The 18,617-nt window shown below is 74.7% G+C and carries 18 protein-coding genes; 2 read left to right on the forward strand and 16 right to left on the reverse strand.

The genetic code is table 11. The features are described 5' to 3' along the window. Window positions 1-63 precede the first annotated feature (63 nt). From ABD993_RS29065 to ABD993_RS29090, 6 genes are all read right to left on the reverse strand, one after another. The gene (locus ABD993_RS29065; protein ID WP_345425509.1) at window positions 64-228 is read right to left on the reverse strand and encodes a hypothetical protein; all 165 of its coding nucleotides are present in this window, start codon (window positions 226-228) and stop codon (window positions 64-66) included. Window positions 229-704: 476 nt separating this feature from the next. Continuing rightward, a complete protein-coding gene (locus ABD993_RS29070) occupies window positions 705-1,949 on the reverse strand; it encodes an AI-2E family transporter (protein WP_345425512.1) in 1,245 nt (414 codons plus the stop codon). Between the two features lie 52 nt (window positions 1,950-2,001). Then, complete coding sequence (locus ABD993_RS29075; protein ID WP_345425515.1) at window positions 2,002-3,012, reverse strand: alpha/beta fold hydrolase; 1,011 nt, start codon at window positions 3,010-3,012, stop codon at window positions 2,002-2,004. 112 nt (window positions 3,013-3,124) lie between these two features. Next, a complete protein-coding gene (locus ABD993_RS29080; RefSeq protein ID WP_345425518.1) occupies window positions 3,125-3,460 on the reverse strand; it encodes a WhiB family transcriptional regulator in 336 nt (111 codons plus the stop codon). A gap of 349 nt (window positions 3,461-3,809) precedes the next feature. Beyond that, complete coding sequence (locus tag ABD993_RS29085; protein WP_345425521.1) at window positions 3,810-4,643, reverse strand: oxygenase MpaB family protein; 834 nt, start codon at window positions 4,641-4,643, stop codon at window positions 3,810-3,812. 367 nt (window positions 4,644-5,010) lie between these two features. Further along, on the reverse strand, window positions 5,011-5,418 hold the full coding sequence (locus ABD993_RS29090; RefSeq protein WP_345425524.1) for a DUF1622 domain-containing protein: 408 nt from the start codon (window positions 5,416-5,418) through the stop codon (window positions 5,011-5,013). A gap of 198 nt (window positions 5,419-5,616) precedes the next feature. Between ABD993_RS29090 and ABD993_RS29095 the strand changes: the two genes are divergently transcribed. Further along, on the forward strand, window positions 5,617-6,834 hold the full coding sequence (locus ABD993_RS29095) for an AI-2E family transporter (RefSeq protein WP_425569175.1): 1,218 nt from the start codon (window positions 5,617-5,619) through the stop codon (window positions 6,832-6,834). On the opposite strand, the gene ABD993_RS29100 is transcribed toward ABD993_RS29095, so the two are convergent. The 9 genes from ABD993_RS29100 to ABD993_RS29140 all read right to left on the reverse strand — a co-directional run bounded on the left by ABD993_RS29100 (window position 6,831) and on the right by ABD993_RS29140 (window position 16,146). Further along, the gene (locus ABD993_RS29100; RefSeq protein WP_345425526.1) at window positions 6,831-8,174 is read right to left on the reverse strand and encodes a diacylglycerol/lipid kinase family protein; all 1,344 of its coding nucleotides are present in this window, start codon (window positions 8,172-8,174) and stop codon (window positions 6,831-6,833) included. The two genes, ABD993_RS29095 and ABD993_RS29100, sit on opposite strands and share 4 nt — an antisense overlap. 119 nt (window positions 8,175-8,293) lie before the next feature. Beyond that, window positions 8,294-8,884, reverse strand: coding sequence for an HD domain-containing protein (locus ABD993_RS29105; protein WP_345425528.1), 591 nt, complete (start codon window positions 8,882-8,884; stop codon window positions 8,294-8,296). 12 nt (window positions 8,885-8,896) lie between these two features. Beyond that, the gene (locus ABD993_RS29110) at window positions 8,897-9,859 is read right to left on the reverse strand and encodes a polyphosphate kinase 2 family protein (RefSeq protein ID WP_345425530.1); all 963 of its coding nucleotides are present in this window, start codon (window positions 9,857-9,859) and stop codon (window positions 8,897-8,899) included. Between the two features lie 34 nt (window positions 9,860-9,893). Continuing rightward, the gene (locus ABD993_RS29115; RefSeq protein ID WP_345425533.1) at window positions 9,894-10,427 is read right to left on the reverse strand and encodes a potassium channel family protein; all 534 of its coding nucleotides are present in this window, start codon (window positions 10,425-10,427) and stop codon (window positions 9,894-9,896) included. Then, complete coding sequence (locus ABD993_RS29120) at window positions 10,414-12,054, reverse strand: MFS transporter (protein ID WP_345425536.1); 1,641 nt, start codon at window positions 12,052-12,054, stop codon at window positions 10,414-10,416. The genes ABD993_RS29115 and ABD993_RS29120 overlap by 14 nt, the downstream gene beginning before the upstream one ends. Continuing rightward, window positions 12,051-12,278: a LapA family protein gene (locus ABD993_RS29125; RefSeq protein ID WP_345425539.1), complete on the reverse strand. Its 228-nt coding sequence runs from the start codon at window positions 12,276-12,278 to the stop codon at window positions 12,051-12,053. Before ABD993_RS29125 ends, ABD993_RS29120 begins: the two co-directional genes overlap by 4 nt. A gap of 16 nt (window positions 12,279-12,294) precedes the next feature. Beyond that, window positions 12,295-12,729 carry a DUF7144 family membrane protein gene (locus tag ABD993_RS29130; protein WP_345425542.1) on the reverse strand — a complete coding sequence of 145 codons (435 nt, stop codon included), beginning with the start codon at window positions 12,727-12,729 and terminating at the stop codon, window positions 12,295-12,297. Window positions 12,730-12,839: 110 nt separating this feature from the next. Continuing rightward, entirely contained in the window at window positions 12,840-15,425 is a 2,586-nt protein-coding gene (locus tag ABD993_RS29135) for a winged helix-turn-helix domain-containing protein (RefSeq protein ID WP_345425544.1), read from the reverse strand. A 220-nt stretch (window positions 15,426-15,645) separates the two neighbouring features. After that, window positions 15,646-16,146: a DUF1269 domain-containing protein gene (locus ABD993_RS29140; protein WP_345425547.1), complete on the reverse strand. Its 501-nt coding sequence runs from the start codon at window positions 16,144-16,146 to the stop codon at window positions 15,646-15,648. Between the two features lie 709 nt (window positions 16,147-16,855). On the opposite strand from ABD993_RS29140, the gene ABD993_RS29145 reads away from it, so the two are divergent. Then, complete coding sequence (locus ABD993_RS29145; protein ID WP_345425550.1) at window positions 16,856-17,686, forward strand: uroporphyrinogen-III synthase; 831 nt, start codon at window positions 16,856-16,858, stop codon at window positions 17,684-17,686. Between the two features lie 194 nt (window positions 17,687-17,880). Here ABD993_RS29145 and ABD993_RS29150 read toward each other — a convergent pair whose 3' ends face one another. After that, the gene (locus ABD993_RS29150; protein WP_345425553.1) at window positions 17,881-18,537 is read right to left on the reverse strand and encodes a GntR family transcriptional regulator; all 657 of its coding nucleotides are present in this window, start codon (window positions 18,535-18,537) and stop codon (window positions 17,881-17,883) included. Between the last annotated feature and the right edge of the window lie 80 nt (window positions 18,538-18,617).

Below are 18,617 nucleotides of genomic sequence, written 5' to 3' on the forward strand. Positions count from 1 at the left end.
GCCAGGCAGTCACACGTTCCCTGACCGCCTACGACCACTGAAGGGGAGTTCGGACTTACTCGTCTAGACGTCCCGGCCGAAGCCGGTGAGCACCGCGTGCTCGTCGTCCCACTCCGTCGGGAGGTCGGCGAGCGCGTCGACGGTCGCGCGGGCGAGCCGCAGCGACTCCGCGGTCGGGACGAGGGGACCGGCGGCGTCGCCCAGGCCGAGGCGGTCCGGCGCGTCCACAGGATCGCCGCCACCTCGTCCCCGACCTCCTCGTACTCGCGCCAGTAGGACGCGGCGTCCTGGTCCGGTGCGGAATCGGTGCTGCTCAGCGCCCCGCCGGTCATCTCCTGCAGGCCGACGCGGACGTGCACGAGCACGTCGAGCGCCGTCCAGCCGTGGCAGCGGCTCGGCCCCAGCAAGGCGTGGTCGGAGGTGCCGTGCACGACCTCTCGGAAGCGGTCCAGCTGGGCGAGGAACGCCGTCCGCGCCGGGGCGTGCGCGACGGTGAGGACAGCCATGCGACCCGGGTTCCCGGCACGCGCCCGACGAACCGCATCCCCGTGACACGGCGGGACCCGCCATGTCGTGCGCTCAGGAAACGGCGGAGCCCACCGTGGAGCAGCTCGCGGTCCTCGCCCCCTGTCGGCCGGGTCGGCGCATCGCCCGCCGGTCGACGGGGGAACGGGACTCCCCCGAGAGGGGACGGCGGAGGCCGGTCAGCGCGGCGTGTCCGGCTGGGGCGTCGGATCGAGCTCCTCGTGGCGTTCGAGGCCCGGTTCGTCGGGACCGGTCTCCTCGGGCTCGCTGGTGTGGACGTCACGGGGGTCGGTGTGGCTGTCCGCCTCGCTGCGCAGCGACCGGATGCCGGAGTTGAGCACGGCGAGCAGCGGGACGGCCAGGAGCGCGCCCGCGATCCCGCCGACCAGCAGGCCGGTGGCGATCGCGAGGACGACCGCCAGCGGGTGCAGCTTCACCGCGCGGCCCAGCAGCAACGGCTGCAGGACGTGGCTCTCCAGCTGCATGATCCCGATGATGATCGCGAGCACGATCAGGGCGGAGACCGGACCCTGCGCCACGAGTGCGACCAGGACCGCCACCCCGCCCGCCACGACCGCGCCGATGATCGGGATGAACGCGCCGAGCAGGACCAGGGCGGCGAGCGGGATCGCCAGCGGGATCCCGAGGACGGCGAGACCGATCCCGATCGCGACCGCGTCCACGACGGCGACCACGGCGGTGGCCCGGACGTAGCTGACCAGGGCAGCCACCCCGCGTCGCCCGGCGACGTCCACCCGGGTCCGGACGTCGCGGGGGGCGGCGCCGAGCAGGAACCGCCAGATCCCCGCCCCGCCGTGCAGGAAGAAGATCAGGGTGAAGACCACGAGCAGGATCTCGGTGAGGATCTCGCCGATGGTCGCGGCGGTGGTCAGCGCGCCTGCGGTGATGGCGGCCTGGTTGGCGCTCAGGGTGTCCAGCACCTCCTGCTGGATGCCGGCGAGCTGGGCCTGGCCGATCTGGAGCGGGCCGGTCGCCAGCCACCCGACGATCGAGTCGACGCTGGTGGTGAGCTGCGCGCCGAGCTCGGGCACGCCGCGGACGAAGGTGATCACCACGAAGGTCAGCACGGCGCCGATCGCGGCGAGCCCCGCGACGACGACCAGGGCGGTGGCGGGCCCCCGCGGCACCCGGCGCGCCTCGAGGACGCTCACGGCGGGGGAGAGCAGCGCGGCGAGCAGCAGCGCGATCGCCACCGGCACGACGATCGCCGCGAGGTAGGTCACGACCTGCCCCAGGACCCACAGCGCGGCGGCGACCGCGACCAGCCGCCAGCCGATCGCCCCGCTCACCCGCAGCAGCCGGGGCACCAGCACGCGGACGTCGTCCGTCCGGGCGGGCTCCGTGCGTGGCACTCCCGCCGCGCGTCCGTTCGTCCCGGTGGTCGGAGGGGTGTCGGCGGTCATCGGCTGTCTCCTGGAAGCGCTGGTCGTCCGACCCGGGTCGGCGCCGGGAGGCTCATCGGGGTGTGAGGACGTCGTGGTCGGGATGGCGCAGCCTATGGCGCAGCGACCGCACGTCGGGGGCGGCGGGTCGGCTGGTGCGGAGGAAGTCGAGCAGGGCCGCGGCGAAGCGGGCGGGGTGCTCGGAGTGCGGGAAGTGCCCGGTGCCCTCGAAGACCTCCAACCGGCTGCCGGGGAGCCGCTCGTGGGCGGCCCGGGTGTGCGCGGTGGGGATGACCGTGTCGGTGCTGCCCACCACGAACAGCACGGGGACGTCGGCGAGCAGGTAGAGCCGCCCGGTCCCGTCGAGCCGCTGCCCGGCCCAGTTCAGCGTGCTGCGCACGGTCTGGACGAACGCGTGCCGCGCGTCGCGCTCGGTGAAGGAGGCCAGCGCGTAGGACATCCCGTCGAGGTCGGCCGCGGGGACGCCGGGGAGCGCGCGGGCGACGCGGCGCACGAGGTCGGCGACCGGGCGTGGGGTCAGCGCCGTGGCCAGCTGCAGCGCGGCGGCGGTGCCCGGCAGGGTCGCGGCGCGCAGGGCGAGGGTGACGTCGGGGCCGAGGCCGCCGCTGGCGTCGAGTACGAGCCGTTCGGTGAGCTCGGGGAACTGGTAGGCGAACTGCATGGCCACGCCGCCGCCGAACGAGTGCCCGACGACGGTCGCCCGCTCCGGGCCGAGGGCGAGCAGCAGGTCGCGCAGGCCCGCGGCGTAGGCGCCGAGCGAGTAGTCGCCGCTGTGCGGCTTGGCCGACTCGCCGTGCCCGAGCAGGTCCGGTGCGATGACGTGGGCGTGGCGGCCCAGCAGCGGCAGCACGGAGCCCCACGTCGCCGAGCTGCTGGCGAGCCCGTGGAGCAGGACCACGGTGGGCCCGCCGCTGCGGGCGCCCGCCTCGAGGAAGGTGACGCGCTGGTCGTGGAGGGTGATCTCCCGGCGCCGGACGGCGGCCGGGCGCACGCGCGCGGTGCGGTGCGAGGGGCGGCTCCGGAGGGAGGTCGGGCTGAGCGGATGACCGCACGAGGTGGACATGGCTTTCCTTCGGTACGGGCACCCGGGTCCGGGGGAGCGCGCGGTGATGGGTGTGCGGACGGGGGGTAGCCCGAATCGCCCGCACCTACCGCGGAACCCGGCGTCGGGTCCGTCACCCTCCGCTCCGCCGGGCTCGGCAGCGGGCCCCGGAGCGGTCGACGTCCTGCAGGATCTCGGCGCGGTCGGCGACCGAGAGCCCGCCCCAGACCCCGTACGGCTCGCGCGTGGCGAGCGCCCAGCGCCGACACTCCGCGATCACTGGACAGGCCTCGCAGATCCGTTTGGCCCGCTGCTCTCGGGCGTCCTTCTCCGCCCCGCGCTCGCGCTCGGGGTGGAAGAACACCGCGCTGTCGAGATCGCGGCAGGCGCTGGAGAGCTGCCAGTCCCAGTCATCGGTCACCGGCCGGGCGACGCCCAGGGTGCCGAGCTGCGGGGTCTTCGCGGTCATCAGGACGCCACCATCCATCCGGGTCGACTACACATGTGGTGTCGCCGAGGTCCGGGGCGGCAGACGGCGGGCGAGACGATCGCACCGCCGGCAGAGGCAGGGCAACCCCGTCGGTGAGGGGGATGGGCCGGGCCCATCCCCCGCACCGCCGGCAGAGGCAGGGCAACCCCGTCAGTGAGGGGGATGGGCCCGGCCGCAGCCTACCGTCGCACCACGGATCCTGCCGGGTGGAAGCACGCTCCTCAGTGGCCGGTGTGGAACGGAGGACGGTGAGGTGCACCCGCCCGATCACACCGGCCCCGACCACGAGGACCGTCGTCATCCACGATCGAGAGCCCGCCCGCGTTGCTCAGCGCGTGCGGCGCACCAGCCGCCGGGCCTCCTGGATCTCGGGGGGCGCGGGCGGGTCGGGGAGCAGGTCGGTGGCCCGGCGCAGCGCGCCGAGCGCAGCGGAGGCGGCCACGTCGGTGGTCGGCAGCCCCGGCAGCCCGTACATCCGCCGGGCCCAGCGCGGCAGGGTGGCCAGCGCGGCCGTGGCGGTGGCCGAGATCGCCGCCCGGGTCCACGCCGGGGGCCCCGCGGGCGGCGCGAGCAGCCCGCCGACGGCGATCCGCGTCTCCTCGGTGATGCCCAGGCGGGGCCGCATCCGCACGAAGTACGCGGCGAGCTCGGCGCGCGAGGCGGGCACGGTCGCGGGGTCCAGCCCCACGACCTCGGCGGCGCGCACGCTCTCGGCGACGTACGCGTCGGCCTCGGCGGCGGTGACGACGCCTGCCCGGCGGGCGATGTCGACGTAGGAGTCGATCTCCCCGCAGTGCACCCAGAGCAGTCCCTCCGGGGCGTCGATCGGGAAGCGCCTGCCCGTGTCCGGGTCCACGGCGCGCAGCCGGCGGTGCAGGTTCCGGACCCGGGCCCCCGCCGTCTCGACCTCGGCCAGCGACCCGAACGTGCGGGTGCCGACGAACTGCACGGTCCGCTCGAAGCGCGGCCAGGCCTTCGCCGGGTCGAACAGCGCGCTGTTCTGGAAGGTCCCGCGCATGACCCACGGGTGCAGCGACTGCAGCAGCAGCGCGCGCATCCCCGCGACCCAGGTCACGGGTTCCAGGTGCACCCGCCAGGTCACCGAGTCGGGACCGAACAGGCCGTGGTCGGCCGCGGGGCGGACGGGGGTGGACGTGGCCACGGGGACTCCCGACGTGGACGGGGCGGGGACGAGGCGGGGCTACCCGGTGGACGCCGGTTCATCCCGCCCGACGCCCGCGGCGACGCGCGGTCCTCGCGCGTGCACCACAGGGTTTCCGCCAGGAGCATGTCCACGGAGACCAGCGCGTGGACGGTCGGCCCGGCCGTCGCGTGCCGGTTGGTCCGCACCGGAGGCGAGCACGGCCCGTCGGTCAGGAGTCGGTATGCCGGTGTGTCGGGGGTCCTCGCCTTGCTCGACCGCTTCAGCGGTCCGCATCAGGGAGTCGAGGTAGGCGGAGGACCAGACCTCGTCGGCCACCTCCGGTTCACCCTCGGGCCGAGATCTCCGGCCGGGTGCTCGCCGGACCTCAGGGCGGGGTGGCGCGAGCGGTGGCGTGGGCGGTGGCCGCGGTGAGCCGCCCGGCCCCGGTGACCGTCGCGCGCCGCCACGGCGCCACGCCCTCCAGCTCGACTTCGAGGGAGAAGCTCAGGAACGTCCGGATCAGCACGATCAGACCGAGGACGGCGACGTCGGTGAGGCTGGGCGCGACCGCGACGCTGCGGAGCAGGTCCGCGGCGACCAGGATCTCGACCGACAGCAACAGTGCGCCGCCGAAGGTCTCGCGCAGCGTGGTGAAGGCCGGTCGGCCGCTCCGCGAGCGCACCAGCACCCACGCGGCGAGGGCGAGGGCGAGGACGATGCCCACTGCCAGCGCCGCCGCCCCCAGCACCTCGAAGACCACGGCCGTGTGCTCCAGGAGCTCGACCAGCGTCATCGGTGTCCTCCTCGGTCTCGCTCCCGCGCGGGCCCGCCGGTCGAGCGTGCCGACCTCCGAGCCTGGACGGCCCCACGCCACCGGGCATCGCCCCGACGGGGTGACGGCGCCGCCGGGGTGTGCGGGATCGATCCCGACCCGCGACGGTCGCCCCTCACGGGTGACGTCGGGGCGGCGGGACGGTCCTACGGTCCCGGCGTGACCACATCGCAGAGACCTGCCGACACGTCCACCGGCGCACCGGCGGGCACGTCCGCCGGGGCCCCGCCCGCCGCCGCGGCGACGCGGCGCGCCCTGCCCCGCGCGCTCGTCGTGCTGGTCGGCGCGGCCTCCGTGGTGGTGGTCGTCGCGGGCATCCAGGCGGTGGCCTGGCTGATCGGTCCCGCCTTCATGGCGCTGATCATCGTCATCGCGGTGGCCCCGGTCCAGGGCTGGCTGCGCGGCAAGGGCTGGCCCGGCTGGGCGACGACGCTGGTCGTGGTGCTGTTGGTCTACGGCCTGCTGCTGCTCCTCGCGTTCGGCCTCATCCTCTCGGTGGCCCAGCTCGCGACGGAGCTACCGCAGTACGCGAGCAAGGCCGACGGGCTGGTGAGCGGGGTGACCAACGAGCTGGCCCGGTTCGGGGTGGGCCCGGACCAGCTCGCCGCCGCCAAGGGCTCGCTGAACCTGGGCAAGCTCGCCGGGATCCTGGGCGCGCTGCTCAGCAGCGTGGCCGGGTTGGCGTCCAACCTGGTGTTCCTGCTGGCCCTGCTGCTGTTCCTCGCCCTCGAGTCCGGCGGCGCGGGGGACCGGCTGGCAGCGGTCGGCAGGGACCGTCCGCAGGTCACGGACGCGATCACCGGCTTCGCCCGGGGGACGCGGCAGTACCTGCTGGTCACCACGGTGTTCGGGCTCATCGTGGCGGTGCTGGACTGGGCGGCGTTGCTGATCATGGGCATCCCGCTGGCCGTCACCTGGGGGTTGTTGTCCTTCATCACCAACTACATCCCGAACATCGGCTTCATCATCGGGGTCATCCCGCCCGCGCTGCTGGCCCTGCTCACCGGGGGCTGGTCGCTCGCCATCGCCGTGGTCGTCGTCTACTGCGTGCTGAACTTCGTGGTGCAGTCGATCATCCAGCCGCGGTTCATCGGGGACGCGGTGGGCCTGTCGGTCACCGTGACCTTCGTGGCGCTGGTGTTCTGGGCCTGGCTGCTCGGGCCGCTCGGGGCGATCCTGGCGATCCCGCTGACCCTGCTGTGCAAGGCGCTGCTGGTGGACGTCGACCCGAGCGCGCGGTGGGCGGGCGTGTGGCTCCGCGACACCCCGATGGAACCGGAGGAGGCCGCCGCGGCCAAGGCGGCCCGCAAGGCCGCCCGCAAGGGCCACCGCCGCGCCGACCGGAACGGCGACACGGTCACCTCGACCGACGGCTAGACCTGCCCGTCGCGTCCGGCCGCCACCCGGAACAGCCCGCCGACGGCCTTGCCGAGCCCGGCGTGGGCGACGCCGACGGGGGGCGCGCCGGGCGCGTCGAGCGGGGTGCGCACCCGCAGCGCGCCCGGCAGGCACCGGAAGCGCAGCGGCGTCGGCAGCCGCAGGGCCTCACCGTCCACCCCGACGTCGACCAGCTCGTCCCCGGAGTCGACGACGAACTCCGGCGCGGTCCACTCGCGGTACCCGGCGAAGTGCCTGAGCCGCCCGCTCGCCTGGGCGGCGATCAGGCCGCCGACCTCCCGGCCGACGGTGACGGAGACGATCCCGAGCACGCCGGCGTCGAGGTGCTCGCGGGTGCCGAAGCCGCGCAGGTCGTCGAGGCGGTAGACGCCGTTGGACACCAGCAGCACGTCGGCGGTGTCGACCGGCTTCCCGTCGGCGCCGGTGAAGCGGAGGTCGAACGGCTCGGCCCCGGGACCGACGAGGTCCGGCAGCATCCCGATCGCGGTCGAGACCTTGGCCTCCCGGTACCCCTCGGACTGCACCACCGTGGCGTAGACCCCGAGGGAGGCGTTGTTCACGAAGACGCGGTCGCCGACCAGGGCCAGGTCGATCCGCCGCTCGACGGCGTCGCCGTACGCGGCGAGGGCCGCGGCGACGTCCTCGCGGTCGAGCCCGAGATCGAGCGCGAAGTGGTTGCGGGTGCCCGCGGGGACGCACACGAACGGCAGGTCGTGCCGACGGGCGACGTCCGCGACCAGGGCCTGCGAGCCGTCTCCTCCCGCCATCCCGATCACGTCGGCCCCGTCGGCGACGGCCCGCTCGGCCAGCTCGCGCAGGTCGTCCCCCCGCTGCAGCACGATCGGCGTCACCCCGAGCCGGACGGCCTCCTGGACCAGCGCGAACCGCTCGACCTTCCCACCCCCGGACCAGGGGTTCATGAGCAGGACCCCGCGGTGGGCGGGCGGGACCCGACGGGCATCACCCGGGCCGGGCGCGGGTTCGGCGGACCCGAGGGCGACCCGGGCCGCGGCCGTGGCGACCACGGCGAGGGCGACCACGAGGATCAGCCGGACCAGCGACCCGACGTCGAGCAGCACGATCACACCGACCAGTGCGGCGACGGCGACCGCGACGGCGACGATCCGCGTCCACCCCCGGTGCACGAGTGCCGTCCAGGCCGCCACGACGGTGACCAGGAGCAGGAGCAGGGTGGACGGCAGCCGCAGCGGGTGCTGCCAGAGCGCCCAGACGATCACCGCGAGCCCGGCGGCGAGGGCGAGCAGCGCACCGACGGCCGCGATCCGTCGGTGGGGGGCGGGGGTTGTCTCGCTCGGCATGACACGCGCCTCTCTGCGGGTCCGTGGACGACGGGGATCACGCTGCCCCGCGCGGCGGCCGGCGTCGTCACCCGTGACGGGGGAGGGCCGCCACCGCGCGGACACGGTGCGGCGACCGGTCAGCCCGGCCCGCGGCTGCGCAGCCAGGCCTCGGCCCGGGCCACCGCGGCCCACCGGGCGGGCAGGCCGAGGTCCAGCGCGGCGATCGCCCGCGGGTCGTCCGCGCGGCGGCGGCGGATCTCCGCGAGCCGGGACTCCACGTCCATCGGGGCACCGTCCGGCCCGATCGTCATGTCGGCGTACCAGAGCAGGTCCCGGACGACCGTGTCCTCGTCGGTGAACTCGGCCAGCTGGTCGGCCAGCCCCAGGACCCGGGCCTTCGCGGCCGCCGCGGAGTGGAATGCCACCAGGGCGGCGATCCGGTCCCCGAAGCCGAGCGCCCGGACGTACCGGGCGCCGTCGAGCGGATGGAACCCGGTGTCCGCCACGGCGGGGGCGTACCCGACGTCGTGCAGCCAGGCCGCGGAGACGAGGGTCCGGACCTCGTCCGGGGGGAGTCCGACGGCGAGGTCCGCGGCCCGGCGCGCGACGGCCCGGACGTGGTCCCACCGGCGGGGCAGCGCACTCGCGAGCACGGCCTCGGCCACCGCCGCGGCGGTCGCCTCCACGGCGTCGGGGTCCTGCCGTCGGCCGGTCCGGGCGAGCAGCATGACGAGCTCCTCTCACGCCCGCCCGGCGCCTGCTGCGGCGGTGGGTCGGTGTGTCGTCCGCCCGTTGGCCGACGCCGGAGCCTGGGCCATCAGCTCGGCGCGGGCCGCGGCCAGCTGCGCCCGCGTGTCGGCGTCCACGGTGGGGAAGCGCGGGTCGATCTCGATGAGCGTGTGGGCGAGGATCGCGGCCGTGCAGATCCGGGCGAACCACTTGCGGTCCGCGGGCACCACGTACCAGGGCGCCCAGGGCGTGCTCGTCCGGGACAGCATCTCGGAGAAGGCCTTCTGGTAGTCCTTCCACCGACGGCGTTCCCGCACGTCCGCGGCCGAGAACTTCCAGTTGCGGTCCGGCTCGTCGATGCGCCGCAGGAAGCGCCGCCGCTGTTCGTCGTAGGAGAGGTTCAGGAACACCTTGAGGACGCGGAAGCCGTTGTCGGTGAGGTAGCGCTCCCAGTCGTTGATCTCCCGGTAGCGGCGGTGCCAGATCCGCTTGCGGCTCTCCGGCGGCAGCTTCTGCCGGTCCAGCAGCTCCGGATGGACCCGCACCACCAGCACCTCCTCGTAGTGCGAGCGGTTGAAGATCCCGATGTCGCCGCGGGCGGGCAGCCGGGCCGCGTAGCGCCACAGGTAGTCGTGGTCGAGCTCCTCGGCGGAGGGGACCGTGAACCCGGAGACGTGCACGCCCTGCGGGTTGACCCCGCTCATCACGTGCCGGATCGTCCCGTCCTTGCCGCCCGCGTCGAGCGCCTGCAGGCACAGCAGCACCCCGTAGGTGTCCTGGGCGGCGAGCCGGGCCTGGTAGTCGGCGAGCAGCGCGATGCCGGTCTGCAGGATCTCGCGCCCCTCCTTCTTGCGGGAGACGGTCGACGAGTGCAGCCGGGGATCGAAGTCCTTGTGCAGCTTCACCTTCCGGCCGGGTTCGACCCGCAGCGGCGCGATGAACTCGGCGATCCGCTGGGCGCGTTCGTCGACCATGGGATCCTCCCCCGTGGGGTTCCGGGTGTCGCGGTCACCGTCGGGCGTCGCGTCGGGATTCGGACGGCCGGTCCAGGGACTCCTCGGCGGCCCGGTGCCGTCGGGCCGCGCCGACCAGATTGCGGGCCGCGGTCGCGAGCACGACGACGTCGAACACCAGCTGCGCCACGACGAGTGCCCGCGCGACCTGGCCCTCCGCGTGCACGTCGCCGTAGCCGACTGTGGTGAGCGTGGTCAGTGAGAAGTACAGGGCGTCGGTCTTGGTCCGCAGGTCCTCGAACTGGCCCGGCATCGTCGTGGCGACCACCAGGTCGGCGAGCGCGAAGATCACCACGCCCGCGACCAGCGCGACGAGCAGCGGGCCGGTCCGCGACGGGCCCTCCGTCCGGACCTCGTGCTCCACCCGCCGACCCACCAGTACCACGAGCACCACGATGGCGAGCGCGAGCAGACCGCCGCGCAGCCACGCGTCCCCCGCCGTCACGTGCTCGCCGTAGGGCGCCAGGTAGTAGGCGGCGAGCACGAGACCCACGCTCACCACGGTCCGGGTGATCTCACGACGGCCCATCCGCCGCCCCTCCCGCGCCGATCCCGACGGTCTCGGGCTCGGCGGCCGCGACGTCGGCCGCCGCCCGCCGCGACGGCAGGTCCCGGGTGAGGAACAGGCTGGCCAGCGCGATCGCCGCCGCCGCCAGCAGACCGACCTTCAGCCCCGCGAGCTGGGCCTGCGAGTAGGTCGCGACCAGGGTGTCCACGTCCGCCTGCGCCACGCCCCCCGCGGTCAGGGCGGTGCTGACCTGGTCCACCGACAGGAACGGCAGCCCGGTCTCCAGCGCCGTGCCGACCTGCTGTTTCACGCTGTCCGGCACCGGTGCCGCCCCGACCCCGTTGGCGGCCGCCCGGGTCAGCCCGCCGAGCAGCAGCGCGCCGATCAGCGCGGTGCCGAGCGAGGACCCGAGGTTCTGCGCCGTGTACTGCAACCCGCCGACCTCGCTGCGCTCCGCCTCGCCGACACTCGACTGCGCCACGTTGCCCAGCTGGCCCGCCAACAGCCCCATGCCGATCCCGAGCACGCCGGTGGCCAACGCGAACGTCACGTCGTTCAGCTGGGGCTGCACGGTCGCGGTGAGCCAGAGCGCGGCGCCGCACAGGATCAGGAACCCCACCCGCGCGACCGTCCGCGGCGCGGCCCAGCGGTTCACCAGCGGCGCCGCCATCGACGTCACCAGCATCGTCGCCGACACCGGCAGCAGCCTCAGCCCGGTGGAGAAGGCGTTCATGCCCAGCACCACCTGCAGGTACAGCGGGATGGTGAAGAAGATCCCGAGCAGGATGAGGTTCTGCGCGAGCAGGGTCGACAGCGCTCCGCGCAGCGACCGGATCCCGAACAGCTCCCACCGCACCAGCGGGTCCTCGCCCCGGGCCTCGCGGTGCCGGACCCAGCTGCGCAGCAGCCCGAGCACCACGAGCCCCGCGGCGATGACGAACAGCGTGGGGGAGAACCCGAAGACGGTGAACGGGGGGTTGCGGGGCTCCAACCAGCCCCACGCGCTGCTCTGCAGCACACCGAACACCACCAGCGCGAGGCCGGCGACGGACAGGGCCGCGCCGACGACGTCGAGCCTGCGACGCGGTCCCGCGGCCGGGGCGTCGGCGACCCAGCGCAGCATGAGCAGGATCGCGATCACGATCAGCACCTCGCCCGCGAACACCCACCGCCAGCTCAGGTAGGTCGTCATGTAGCCGCCGACCAGCGGCCCGACCGCGATCCCCGCCCCCGCCAACCCGCCGACCACGCCGTAGGCGACGGCCCGGTCCTTCCCGTGGTAGTTCCCGCCGACCAGGGCGGCGAGGGCGGGCAGCACCAGCGCGCCGCCGAGCCCCTCGATCACCGACCAGCCCGCGACCAGCACCCACAGCTGCGGCGCGATCGCGGTCAGCCCCGAGCCCACGCCGTAGACGACCAGGCCGATCCCGAAGGCGCGGCGCCTGCCCAGGATGTCCCCGAGTGTCGCGCCGGTGATCAGGAAGGCCGCCATGACCAGCGTGTAGAGGGTGATGGCGGCCTGGATCGCGGCCACGGTGGTGTCGAAGTCCGCGACCAGCGTACTGATCGAGACGTTCATGACCGCCGTGTCCAGCACCACCAGGAACTGGGCCAGGCCCAGCGCGAGCAGGGGCTTCCAGCGGTTCATCGCCGTCGGGCCGAGACGTAGCCGACCAGGAGGCCGACCCCGACCATCACCACGAGCAACAGCCAGAGGGGTGCGCTGAGCGTCAGCGTGATGAGGTGGACGCCGACCGGGCCCCGGTTCTGCAGGATGAAGACCAGGGCCAGGACGGCGATCACCCCGGCGACCACGACGCGGGGGGAGACCTTGCGGCCCTGCCCCCGCTGCGGTCGGTGTTCGGTGGTCACGGTGTGGTCCTCCGACTCAGGCGCCGGCCTGCTGCTCGCGCACGAGCGCGGCGATCACCACGATGTCCAGGGCGATCACCACCAGGGACCAGACCGGGTAGTACGGCATGAACATGAAGTTGGCGATGATGCTCAGCGAGGCCAGCACGATGCCGACCACGCGGGCCCAGGTCTGCCCCTGCAGCACGCCGATACCGGTCAGGGCCACCGCGGCACCGACGATCAGGTGGACCCAGCCCCAGGTCGTCACGTCGAAGGCGTAGATGTACTGGGGCGTGGTGATGTACAGGGTGTCCCGGATCAGCGCCGCGATCCCGAGGAGCACCTGGCAGATACCGGTCACCAGCAGCACGGCGCCTGCGAAGGCGGTGAAGCCGGTGGACCAGCCCGTCGAGGTCGGTCGGGTCGAGGGGGACGTGCCGCCGGGTGGGCGGGTGGACGTGTCGCTCATGATGTTCTCCTCCATCGGGGACTGCCGGCCGGCAGATGTGTCGAACCCTCGCTCCGGCGACGCGGTGGTGCATCGCCCGTGGGGTGTGGTTCCGCCGCCCTCGGGCGGCCTCAGGCGTGCGAGGTCAGTGCCCGGGCCGGTCTGATCAGGCCGCGCTCGTAGCCGGCGAGCACCGCGGTCCGCCGGGTGTTCACCCCGAGCTTCGTGTAGATCGACCGGACGTGCGTCTTCACGGTGTTCAGCGAGACGGACAGGTCCTCGCCGATCTCCGCGAGCGAGAGCAGCGAGGGCAGCAGCTCGAGCACGTCGCGCTCCCGGTCGCTGAGCCGGGTGGACCCGTCGGTCTCGTGCGCGATCGCCGTCAGGACCTCGGCGGCGAACGACCCGGTGTCGGCCCGGCCGCCGTACAGCCGGGTGAGGATCTCCCGGAGTCGGGATCCGGCGACGGTGAAGGGGCGCACGGCGCGCAGGGGCTCGGCGGCGGCGAGCGCGGCGTCCAGGGAGCCGCGCACCGCGGCGCGTTCGGCCCGCCCCGCCGCGACGTTCGCCTCGAGCAGGAGCGACTCGACCTCCGTCAGCCCGACGAGTATCGGGGCGCCCTCCGCGCCGGCGAGGGTCCGTCGGGCCGCGGCCCGCGCGCCGTCGTCACGACCGGCGGCGAACTCGGTCCACCCGCGCATCAGCGCGGTCTCCGGGGTCTCGCCGACCCGCTCGCGCAACCAGCCGAGGACGCCCCGGGCAGCGGTCCGCCTGCCGAGAGCGAGCGCCGCCCGGTGCTCGACGAGCGCGGCGAAGGCGGCGATCCGGGCGTCCATCGGGCGTCCGCCGACGGACTGCCGGACCTCGCACAGCGCGTCGAGGGCGGCGGCCCGCGGGCCCGCACCGTCGGCCAGGTCGAACCGGGCGGCGGCCTCGACCAGGGCCGTGCCGACGCTGAGCTCGATCGGATCCTCCGGGGTCCCGGCGCCGCGCCCGGTCCAGTCGAGCACCTCGCCCGGGCGACCCCGGACCAGAGCGGCCAGCCCGAGCACCGCGGCGGCCGCGGCGCTCCAGCGGGAGCGCGGCAGGGCGATGCGGTCGGCGCGGGCGAGGGCCTGCGCCGCGGTGTCGCGGGCGACCACGACGTCCCCCCGCGCCATCGCGGCGACCGCGGCGATCGCGCACGCCTGCACGCCGAGTGGCGCGAACCCGTGCTCGTCGGCGAGCCGGACGGCCTCGACGGTGGTCTCGACCGACGGCACCGATCCCGCCCGCAGGGCCTCGACGGCCTGCACGACCAGGCCCAACGCCCGGTGGGCGGGGTCCGTGGGCAGCGCGACCGTGTCGTGGCGCCCGGGCCGCCGGGGCACCACGCCCCAGTCCTCGGCCGCGGCGCGGAGCACGGCCAGCTCCGCGGACGGGTCCGGAGGCCACTCGGGCGGGACCGCCTGCGGGAGCGGGCGGCGGGCGGCGAGCGCGTCCAGCGTCGCGAGCCACGGGTCTCGGCTGGTCTCGGCCCCCGCGACCCGCAGGGCACGCCGCAGCAGCGTGAACCTGCCCCTGACGAACAGGGGTACACCCGTCGTCCGCAGCACTTCGGCCGCCGCGTCCGCGTCGGCGGAGCGGACGACGTGGTCGACGGCCAGTGCCGGGGCGCTGGCGCTGAGCCTGCGGGCGGCGACCGCCTCGAGCCGGTGGTACTCGCACCGGTCGTTGCGGCTCAGCTCGGCGAGCAGGTGCATACGCAGCAGGGGTTCCACCCGGTGGGCGGGCCCGTCCGCGCCGTCGGCGTCGAGCCGGTGCGCGAGGGAGGTCCGCCTGCCGAGCTCGTCTAGCGTGCGCCCCGCGTCGGCGTCCCCGGTCAGCTCGACCGCGAGGTCGGGAGGCACCGGGTCGGCCACGCTGGTCGCCCGGAGCAGGGGGGTCTCGGCCTCGGTGAGGTGGGGGAGGACCTCGTCGGTGAGGTACCCGGCGAGGAGGCGGTGGGCGCCGTCGAACGCGGGGGACGGCTCGCCCTCGGACGCGGCCTCCGCGACGGCCAACCCGGCCAGCCGCAGACCCACCGGCCACCCCGCCGTGAGCCGCGCCAGCCGCGCCGCGGCCAGCACCGGCAGGCCGGGAGCCGTCGCCGCGAGCAGGGCCGCGGCCTCGGCGCCGTCGCACCGGAGAACCTCCGGACCGATCTCGGTGAGCCTGCCCGCCACCCGCAGCCGGGCCAGCCGCAGCCGCGGGTCACCGCGGCTGCACAGGACCACCCGGGCGTCGGGGCGGCGGTGGTGGAGGAGGTCGCGCAGCCCGGTGGACCACGGGGCGTCCTCGTGCGGGTCGGCCTCCTCGAGGGCGTCGAGGGCGTCGAGCACCAGGGTGGGCGGGCGGGCGAGGTGGTCGAGGGCCGCCGCGAGGTCGGAGGGGAAGCGCGGGTCGCCCGCCCGGTCCGGGTCGAGCTCGGCCTCCAGGTCCGCCCCGCCGGGTGTGCGGACCAGGGCGGTGAGCACGGCGGTCCACAGCCGGCGGGGGTCGGCGTCCGCGGCCTCGAGCGTGACCCACGCCGTGTCGCCCGTGGACCGGGCCCAGTCGGCGACCGCGGTCGTCTTCCCGAACCCCGCGGCCCCGCGGACCAGGACCGTGTCCCGGCCGCGGTCGAGGGCCGACCGCACGGCGGTGCGGGCCACGACGGGGTGCGCGGGCCGGGGGATCCGGACGCTCGCGTCGGGCACTCGGTGCATGGTCGCTCCCGGGGCCGGGCCGGCGCGGTTCGCCGGCGGGGCCCCGATGCTGCACGCGCGCGGTCGTCCCGCCCCGGAGCGTCCGGCCCTGGGGTTGGGGGCGAAGGTCCCTTTTCGCGTTCGGTGTCCGCCGACCGTCGGTCACCCGGCACCCGACCGGCCCCGTCCGCTCTCCGCCGGGGAGTCGGAAGGGGCCGGGGCGGGTCGCGGGTCAGACAGTCTCGTGCTCCTCGACGAAGATCTCGCGCAGCTTCTCCTCCTGCTCGCGGGAGAGGTTGGTGGAGATCAGCTCGGCACGGGTGCCGCGGAACTCCTCGAGGACGCGGTCCTGCACGACGTTGTCGGTCATGGCGAACAGCGCCGAGGTCCCGGGCGTGACCTTCTCGCGCACCTCCTTCACGAAGCGGTCGTCGATCCCGACGTCGGACATCGAGCCCGCGAGCGCGCCCATCGCGGCCCCGACCGCCAGGCCCAGCAGCGGGACGAAGAACAACAGGCCGAACAGCAGGCCCCAGAAGCTGCCGCCGAGCGCGCCCGCGCCCTTGAGGTCGTGCAGCTGGCGCGTGCGTGGCTTCTTCCGGCCCTCCGGCCACGAGACGATCGCGGCGTCCTGCAGGACGAGCAGCTCCTGCTTCTGCATCCGCTCGAGCAGGTCGAGCGCCCGCTGGGCGCCCTCGGGGTCGTCGAACTTCCATACGGTCAGGGTCGCCACGGGGCCCTCCTGGGGGTCGTCGGTTCGTCCCCCGACTGTCCCGACCGCCGCTCGTGCGGCGCCTCACCCTTCGGAGGCGAACGCGCCACCCTGCTCCAGGGGCCGGTCGCGGAGCCGAGCGGACGGACCAGCGCGGGGTCGGCGTCGGACGGAGCCGGGTCCCGCGGGGTGCCGCCTGCGCGCGCAGTGTCCAGGGTCGCCGGAGCCCCGGTCGGGTGGTCGGTGAGGTGCAGCAGCGGCGCCTCTCGCGCGGTGGCAGACACGGTGGCAACGGAGTCCGGATCGAGGGTCGTGGAACCGGCCCGGGTGGTGCGCTCGCTGCGAGGACCCCGGGTCGGTCTGGTGTCCCCTTCGCTCGGCCGGCGGCTCGGGGCCGACACGGTGGGTCTGGCGTCGGTCGACTCCCCGGAGGCCACGGACGCTGTCGCCGACCTCCTCGCCGAGGCGGACGTCCGCACGGTCGGGTTGACGACCTCCGGGATGGAGAGGTCCGTGCGGTCGGCGCCGAGCCGGGCGTCGGTCTCCTCGGCGCCGTCGCTCACGCGCACGAGCTGCCCCACTGTCGGCGGATCAACCGGACGTGCGTCGGGACGGCGGGGGAGAGGCCTCGGTCACTCTGTTGTGGCGGGCCGCGCCGTCGGGAGCGCGGTCTCGTTGACGGACCGTGCACACTCGAGCGCGTTTCCCCGGTAGGCGACACGATGGCCTGATGACGGGCGGAGCGAGCCTGGGCGGGCTGCGGGTCGGGGTGACCGCGTCTCGCAAGGCGGCCGAGCTGGGGGAGCTGTTGGCGCGCCGAGGGGCCCGTCCGGTGTTCGGCCCGGCTGTGCGCATCGTTCCGGTCGAGGAGGACGAGCAGGTGGCGGCCGCCACCCGCGGCCTGGTGACCGCGCCGCCGGACGTCACCGTCGTCACGACCGGGATCGGGTTCCGGGGCTGGCTCGCGGGGGCCGAGCGGTGGGGCGTGCGCGTGGAGCTGCAGGAGATGCTGGGCCGCGGCGAGATCATCGCCCGGGGCCCGAAGGCGAAGGGCGCGGTCCGCGCGGCGGGGCTGAGCGAGGTCTGGTCGCCGGCCACGGAGTCCTCGGCCGAGGTGCTCACCCACCTCCTCGCCCGCGGGGTGGCGGGCGCCCGGATCGCGATCCAGCTGCACGGCGATCCGCTGACCGAGATCGTCAGCGCGCTGACCGACGCGGGTGCCGACGTGCTCGGCCTGACGGTGTACCGCTGGGTGCCGCCCGCCGACCCGGGCCCGGTCGACGCGCTCACCGATGCGCTCGTGTCGGGCGGGTTGGATGCGGTCACCTTCACCAGCGCCCCCGCGGTGGCCGGGCTGCTGCGTCGGGCCGACGAGCGTGGGCTGCGCGCCCGGGTCGTGGCCGCGATGCGGTCCGGCCGGGTGCCTGCGGTGTGCGTCGGGCCGGTCACCGCGGCGCCGCTCGAGGAGTTGGGGGTGGCCACGGTGCAGCCGACGCGGTCCCGGCTCGGTCCCATGGTCCGGGCGTTGGAGGAGGTCACCGGACGACCGATGGTCGCCTGACCCGCGACGGGTCGGCAGCAGCCCGACCACGGTCACTCGATGGATCCGCAGGTGTTTCTCCGCGTGGCCGACCGGCTAGCTGTCGCCGCCGCAGAGGTTGTTGACGCGGTGGGCGGGTGGATGTCCGCCGATCGCGGTGTGGGGCCGGTGGAAGTTGTAGCCGTGTAGCCATGCCGGGGCCCTCGGCTTGCTCCTCAGTCGGCGTTGTCCAGCGCGTCGATCAGCAAGTCGCGCGCCCGGCCGAGGTGGCCGTCGAGCACCTCGGCCGCCTCGTTTCCAGCGCCCGCCTCGACCAGCTCCAGGATGCGTTCGTGCTCGGCGACGATGACCGCTGGGCTGAGCAGCTGCCTACCCTGAACTTGGGCCATGCAGAGCCGGACCTCCGAGGCCAGTCCGCGGTACATGCGGCTGGTCCGCACCGTGCCGACGGCGTCCACCATCGACGTGTGGAACCGCATATCGGGCTCCACCACGTCGAAGCTCGACGCGTTCCAGCGCCTGCGGATCTCCGCGTTGGCCTCGCGGGCGGCCTCCGGGATCGGCGTGCCCGCCGCGGCCAGGCGGCGGAGCACCTCGGCTTCCAGGATGGCGCGGGAGAGATAGATGTCCCGGACATCCTGCGGGCCCAGTCGAACCACCCGTGCGGTCTTGTGGGTACTGCGCTCGAGCATCGACTCGGCCACGAGGCGCTCGATGGCCGCCTTCGCCGTAGCGCGCGCCACGTCGTATCGCCCTGCCACGTCAGCCTCGGTCAGCGAGGAGCCCGGCCGCAGCTCACCGCTCAGCACACTGCGACGTAGGTCGTTTGCGATGACGTCGACGACGGACGGGACCTGAACCCGGATCACCACGGAGAGCAAGCATACTCAGCTATGTTGCTCTCTCAGTAGACTTGCTGAACAATCTTGGTTGCTGTCAGACGAGGAGCCTT

The organism is Pseudonocardia xishanensis, assembly GCF_039541715.1.
In the GTDB taxonomy this organism is placed as follows: Bacteria; Actinomycetota; Actinomycetes; order Mycobacteriales; family Pseudonocardiaceae; genus Pseudonocardia; species Pseudonocardia xishanensis.